This is a genomic window from Bacteroidales bacterium (genome assembly GCA_012517825.1).
In the GTDB taxonomy this organism is placed as follows: Bacteria; Bacteroidota; Bacteroidia; order Bacteroidales; family JAAYUG01; genus JAAYUG01.
The window spans coordinates 1-5,012 of record JAAYUG010000132.1 but is presented as its reverse complement, the minus strand read 5'-3'; the positions used below and the strand labels follow the sequence as shown (position 1 = coordinate 5,012).

Annotated in this window: 5 protein-coding genes; 3 read left to right on the top strand and 2 right to left on the bottom strand. The window is 44.0% G+C overall.

From position 1 onward, the window contains the following. The 3 genes from GX419_09060 to GX419_09050 form a co-directional block, all read left to right on the top strand. A partial coding sequence (locus GX419_09060) for a sugar MFS transporter (GenBank protein NLI24839.1) occupies positions 1 to 1,234 on the top strand: 1,234 nt, incomplete at its 5' end. 290 nt (positions 1,235 to 1,524) lie between these two features. Beyond that, positions 1,525 to 2,058 (top strand): DUF4943 family protein, encoded by a 534-nt coding sequence (locus GX419_09055; GenBank protein ID NLI24838.1) that lies wholly within the window; start codon positions 1,525 to 1,527, stop codon positions 2,056 to 2,058. A 182-nt stretch (positions 2,059 to 2,240) separates the two neighbouring features. Continuing rightward, positions 2,241 to 2,387, top strand: coding sequence for a hypothetical protein (locus GX419_09050; GenBank protein ID NLI24837.1), 147 nt, complete (start codon positions 2,241 to 2,243; stop codon positions 2,385 to 2,387). 320 nt (positions 2,388 to 2,707) lie between these two features. Here the strand turns inward: GX419_09050 and GX419_09045 are convergent, their stop codons facing one another. After that, a complete protein-coding gene (locus GX419_09045) occupies positions 2,708 to 3,814 on the bottom strand; it encodes an aminoglycoside phosphotransferase family protein (protein NLI24836.1) in 1,107 nt (368 codons plus the stop codon). Between the two features lie 7 nt (positions 3,815 to 3,821). Next, a complete protein-coding gene (locus GX419_09040; protein NLI24835.1) occupies positions 3,822 to 4,739 on the bottom strand; it encodes a nucleotidyltransferase in 918 nt (305 codons plus the stop codon). Positions 4,740 to 5,012 lie beyond the last annotated feature (273 nt).

The window sequence follows — 5,012 nt, the reverse complement described above, 5'->3', positions numbered from 1 at the left end:
TTTTCTTCGTACAGCTTGTGAACTGAATGATTTTGAGGCATATTTCGTTACGTTTGCCTTTTATATTTCCTATTTTGTCATGGCACTGCCTTCATCGCAGGTTCTGAAGTTCACGGGTTTCAGAAACGGAATGACGGTAGGACTCTGGATTATGGCACTGGGAGCAACCGTATTTATACCTGCCGCTCTTACAAGGTCATTTGCCTTATTTCTGACCGGTTTGTTTGTTCAGGGAACAGGCCTGGCCATCCTTCAAACAGCTTCCAATCCCTACATTACCATTCTGGGGCCTCGTGAAAGTGCTGCCCAGCGCATCAGCATTATGGGGATAGCCAATAAGGTTGCCGGAATGATTGCTCCGGTACTGCTGGCAAGCATTGTTCTGAAAGATGCCCACGCTCTTGAAGTGCAACTTAAAGAAGCAACCGATCCGGTAGTGAGGACACAGATTCTGGATGCCATGGCGCACCGGGTGATCGAGCCGTATATATTCATAGCCGTAATCCTGCTGGCACTTGGATTCATGATACGCATTGCCCACCTTCCTGAAGTGGATACCGAGGCCGAAGATGAATCAACTACTGCGGCAAACGTTGGAAAAAACAGTGTTTTTGCCTTCCCCAACCTTGTACTGGGAGTAATTGCCCTGTTTTTTTATGTAGGAGTTGAAGTAATTGCCGGTGACAGCATTATCCGGTATGGCCAGTCTTTGGGAATTTCCATGACTTCAGCCAAGTATTTCACCTCCCTGACTCTTCTGGGCATGGTCATTGGTTATCTGGCAGGAATTGTACTGATTCCGAAAGTGATACAGCAAAGTACTGCATTAAAAATTTGTGCAGCACTTGGAATAGTTTTTTCCCTAGCAGCCATTCTAACCCCTTCACACATTGTTCTCACCCTGCCTTTCCGTGACCTGGTGACCTTTCAGGCAGTAGAGCTGACCATACCCCTCACCGTGTTGTTTATTGCTTTGCTGGGTATAGCCAATTCACTGGTATGGCCTGCTATCTGGCCCCTGGCGATCAATGGGCTCGGGCGTTATACCAAAACAGCTTCTGCCATGCTCATTATGGCGATTGCAGGAGGCGCGCTTCTGCCGCTGGCATACGGGAAAATCGCCGTACTTACCTCAACCCAGAAGGCCTACTGGATTCTGGTTCCCTCCTATTTTATTATACTGGCTTACTCTATCTGGGGGTACAAGATAACCAGCTGGAAAAAGGCCAACTAGAGGCGGCTTTTTGCAGTTTGCTGCCGCTATTCGCAAGGTATAGGTTGCGATCTCTGTGTGTGCTTTACTTTCGCCTCGGAGAAATTTGCTTTTCGTGGTTCGCCATTCGCAGGGTTTTGTTAGCTAAGACATATCTGTGGCCATTGGCAACCATTTGTGGTTATAATAGAACACACTCCTCTAGCTTCGCTTTCAACTCTGTGCATTGCAAATAACGAATGGTTAACTGAACATGCAAAAAAACGCAACCCTTATAATGAATATTTCATCTATAGAAAAAACCATCCATTATGAATAAGTTGTTTTTACTTGCAATATTGACCTTTTTCTGTATTCGTTGTGAAAAAGACGAGTTTGATGTCAACCATCCTGATGTGCAGAAATTTGTTCAACAAATTAAGAATGGAACTTACAATTGCTATGAAAAGGGAGAAAACGGGGAAAATTTATGGCTACAGATGCCAAAATTCACGAAAAATCAAATTCAATCTCTCATTGATTTTGCGAAAGACACGTCACATATTTCAAATTTCCCCATTAATCCAATGTCATCCCGAACACCATTCCCTTATGAAAGAGAATATTTTATTTTGGGAGAATGCTTGCTTTGGACTGTGGAAGGCATAAGAAATGGAACCGGATATGGTTCGCTTGACCCTTACTTAATTAACACAGCTTTAGATGAAAAGGAAAGATATAAGGGGCTTAAAGGGTATGAAATCCGGATCGTTAGAGATATTTATCAGGACTGGTGGAAAAAAAATAAAGATAAAGACTGGAAAAATAAAAACCCATTAGAAAATACTTCGTATGTTTGGTTTTAAATATTGACTGAAAAATGTGCCAGCGTCCAATATGCATATTAAAAATTTGCCGAAGTTACAAATCATTCAAAGGGTTCTGCACGCTTCAATCCCACATCTGAGGGATGAGTCCTGACAGGAAACCGTCTGTAATCGGCAACTTTTCATACCGCCAAATGTTAAGGCAAATTTAAAAACGAATTATGACTGAAGATTCAGCTCTGACATTAAATAAAGCCTATGAAAATGGAGACCAAATTGATATTGAAAAGGTTAAAGGATTGCTTGAGAAATCCGAACATGCTAAAATACTTTTAACCACACCGAAACAAAACCCGAACTATTGGTAGGTATGAGAGCATATTAGTGGCGATTATTTGAGTTATCAGAGATACCATTCGCAGGTTTATTGAATAAACCCGAACATGGCATTAGAAAATTCAAAGGCAATGCGATCAAGAAGAATCGAATCCACATTGCGCATCAACAACTGCGCAATGTGCCACAAGGGCCGCTTCCACTGCGTTTCAGCGGGATTAAGCCGGATGCCGGCGCTAAATTCCAACCCACTATGCATTAGTTCGCTTCACTCCTAATGCATAATCCGGCTTGAACCCACATTGCGCATCAACAACTGCGCAATGTGCCATAAGGGCCGCTTTCACTGCGTTTAACTGAAGCGTTTCACTATTTCCTGCATGGCCGGGAGTTGTTGCTCCATGCTCAGCAGAAGCTGCATCTGTGCTTTGGTTCTTTGCAGGTTGTGTTTGGGATGATGAATTTTGTAATACGTATCCCCGTTCAGATAATCGGTCAGAAACCGTATCGTCTGCATGTAGGTCATAACCAGCGCCGACAGGGGCAGGTACTCCTTTTCGAGCGGAGTGAGCATGTCGCCTGCCGCACCGAGAAAGCCTTCTGCAAATGCTTCAAAAAAGGAAAGATCCATGGAAATATGGGAAAGGTCAGGATCATCTTCCTCCCCTGTATTGGTGAAGGTACGGATGGCATCGCCAAAATCGTCATGCACGAAGCCCGGCATTACCGTGTCCAGGTCAATGACACACAATGCCTTCTTCCGGGCAGAAAAAAGCACATTGTTGATCTTTGTATCATGATGGACAACCCTTAAAGGGATGAGTCCGCGCTGAGCCAGTTTTCGTATCAGTTTCATCTGTTCTTCCCGTTCCAGGATCATTTCAATCTCCGATGATGTCTCTTCGCGCCGGTCCTTTAAACCATCCCGGATAGCCTGATGAAACTGTTCCAGCCGGAAATCAAGGTTGTGAAATTCAGGGATTGTTATTTTAACATTCTCTGCCGGAAGATCAGAAAGCAGGCGGATGAATGTTCCGAATGCTTTTCCCCCTTCGTAAACCACGGCAGCATCGGGGGCCCTGTCATAACTTGCCGTGTCGGGAATATACAGCAAACAACGCCAGACGCTGCCCTCTGCATCAACAAAGTAGTTTTCCCCGGTCAAAGTTTTTACCGGCTCCAGCACCAGCATTCCGGCACCTTCTCCCCTGCTGTTTTCCACCTTCTTTCTGATATGGCTTGTAATAAGAAACAGGTTTTGCATTACTGCGTCCGGATCACGGAATACATAGGTATTGAATTTCTGCAGAACAAGTTTGTGCTTTTTATCCGAAACGGGGCTGACCAGAAATGTCTGATGAATGTGGCCTGAACCGATCGGTTTGACCGATTGGATTTCCCCGGCCTGAAGAAACTGTCCGGCAGCTGTCCGGGCCTGCATAAACCCTGCATCATTCATACATACATTATTTATTCCCTTTCCAAAGGGGAGTCGGATAAACACCGCGGCTTGTTAGTTCTTTGAGCATCTGTGTTACAAAGGGTTTGTCTTCCTTGTAGGTTACCCCGAACCATTTTTCCGGAGTTGGCAGAACTTTGAGCGTGATCTTCTTATCTTTAATCAGTTTGTTCAAAATATAAGGAAGGAAGTATTCGCTCTTTGTGTCGGGTCCTGTTTCCCTTAGAAAAACAACAAAATATTCTTCCAGCCATTTAAAAAATGCAGGAGTAAAACCGAAAATATTCATCGAAACAAACGGATCTCCTTTAACAATAACCTGTTTTCCGTTTTCATCAAGATAGGCTATTTCTTTGGAGGGGGTAAATCCGATTTTTGTACGTTCCACAATGGAAGTAACGAAATTGTTCTCATCCACTTCACAAAGTCCTCTCGAAACGGTTCCGTGTTCTGATAAGGTTTGACGAATATAATACCCTGCCATGCAGAAGCGGTTCTCGTTAATGCCAACCTGCGAAAGGAAATCACTTATCAGCTGAAAGGAGGTGCGTCCGTAAAAATCATCTCCGTTAATGATGGCAAAAGACTCCTTCACCGCATGTCGTGCAGCCATTACAGCATGTGCTGTGCCCCAGGGTTTTGCCCTTCCTTCCGGGATATGAAATCCTTCGGGAAGGTCTTCCATCTCCTGAATGACATAATCAATGGAAACATGTGCAGGAAAGCGTTTTACAAATGATTCGGCAAAATCTTTTTCCATGGCACGGGAAATGACGAAAACCACCCGTTCAAATCCGGATAAGAGTGCATCATAGACAGAGAATTCAATGATGGTTTCCCCGGCGGGTCCAAAACTGTCCATCTGCTTGAGGCTTCCGTAGCGGCTTCCGATTCCTGCGGCAAGAACAACCAAAGTAGGCTTCATATAGATATTAATTACGCAGTTGAAAAACGCAAATATAAAAAATATATCAGCGGCCGGTCAGGGAATGGAAGAAAAAACCCACCATTCGATACGGATGAAATTGCTATTCGCTGTTCGCCGTTCGCTCAGGGCTTACGCTTTACGCTATTGTTTATACTACACTTAAAAATCTTAAATCACACCTCAAAAATCCCCGAAAATTTCCTATTTCCAATTTCCTATTTCCTGTATAAGATCACGCTATGAAAACCTGAACACATTAATGGGAAATGG

Coding starts and splice junctions, on each gene's coding strand:
- GX419_09045 (NLI24836.1), bottom strand. CDS start 3,814: ATGAATGATGCAGGGTTTATGCAGGCCCGGACAGCTGCCGGACAGTTT.
- GX419_09050 (NLI24837.1), top strand. CDS start 2,241: ATGACTGAAGATTCAGCTCTGACATTAAATAAAGCCTATGAAAATGGA.
- GX419_09055 (NLI24838.1), top strand. CDS start 1,525: ATGAATAAGTTGTTTTTACTTGCAATATTGACCTTTTTCTGTATTCGT.
- GX419_09040 (NLI24835.1), bottom strand. CDS start 4,739: ATGAAGCCTACTTTGGTTGTTCTTGCCGCAGGAATCGGAAGCCGCTAC.